The following is a 742-nucleotide window of genomic DNA, read 5'->3' as shown; positions in this document are numbered from 1 at the left end:
ATCGGGAAGACAGGATTCGAACCTGCGACACCTTGGTCCCAAACCAAGTACTCTACCAAGCTGAGCTACTTCCCGCGTTAAATAAAAAAATGCACCCTAGAGGAGTCGAACCTCTAACCGCCTGATTCGTAGTCAGGTACTCTATCCAGTTGAGCTAAGGGTGCTCATCATTATATGCCGAGGACCGGAATCGAACCGGTACGATCGTTACCAATCGCAGGATTTTAAGTCCTGTGCGTCTGCCAGTTCCGCCACCCCGGCCTCTCTAAGCGAACGACGGGATTCGAACCCGCGACCCCCACCTTGGCAAGGTGGTGTTCTACCACTGAACTACGTTCGCATCGACCTCTTATTCTATATAAAAAAATGCCGGCTACATGACTTGAACACGCGACCCTCTGATTACAAATCAGATGCTCTACCAACTGAGCTAAGCCGGCTACTTTCTATTATGCGGGTTAAGGGACTTGAACCCCCACGCCGTTAAGCGCCAGATCCTAAATCTGGTGCGTCTGCCAATTCCGCCAAACCCGCAAATATGACCCGTACTGGGCTCGAACCAGTGACCCATTGATTAAAAGTCAATTGCTCTACCAACTGAGCTAACGAGTCTAAAATAACTTCCGTTATCTTAAACGGTCCCGACGGGAATCGAACCCGCGATCTTCGCCGTGACAGGGCGACGTGATAACCGCTACACTACGGGACCTATGGGAGTTAACGGGATCGAACCGCTGACCCT

8 tRNA genes are annotated in these 742 nt (G+C 51.1%); all 8 read right to left on the bottom strand.

Annotated features, from left to right (window positions below):
- Position 1: 1 nt before the first annotated feature.
- Positions 2-75 (bottom strand) — tRNA-Pro (locus HMPREF2853_RS05225).
- A 15-nt stretch (positions 76-90) separates the two neighbouring features.
- Positions 91-164 (bottom strand) — tRNA-Arg (locus HMPREF2853_RS05220).
- 11 nt (positions 165-175) lie between these two features.
- Positions 176-261, bottom strand: a tRNA-Leu gene (locus HMPREF2853_RS05215).
- Positions 262-268: 7 nt separating this feature from the next.
- Positions 269-340: transfer RNA gene (locus tag HMPREF2853_RS05210), tRNA-Gly, on the bottom strand.
- Between the two features lie 27 nt (positions 341-367).
- Positions 368-440: transfer RNA gene (locus HMPREF2853_RS05205), tRNA-Thr, on the bottom strand.
- Between the two features lie 12 nt (positions 441-452).
- A tRNA-Leu gene (locus HMPREF2853_RS05200) sits at positions 453-534 on the bottom strand.
- 5 nt (positions 535-539) lie between these two features.
- Positions 540-612, bottom strand: a tRNA-Lys gene (locus HMPREF2853_RS05195).
- A gap of 24 nt (positions 613-636) precedes the next feature.
- Positions 637-709: transfer RNA gene (locus HMPREF2853_RS05190), tRNA-Asp, on the bottom strand.
- Positions 710-742 lie beyond the last annotated feature (33 nt).

The sequence above is a fragment of the Streptococcus sp. HMSC077F03 genome (genome assembly GCF_001812375.1).
In the GTDB taxonomy this organism is placed as follows: domain Bacteria; phylum Bacillota; class Bacilli; order Lactobacillales; family Streptococcaceae; genus Streptococcus; species Streptococcus oralis_S.
Note: the sequence above shows the minus strand (reverse complement) of the source record. Positions and strands in the feature narration are given on the sequence as shown.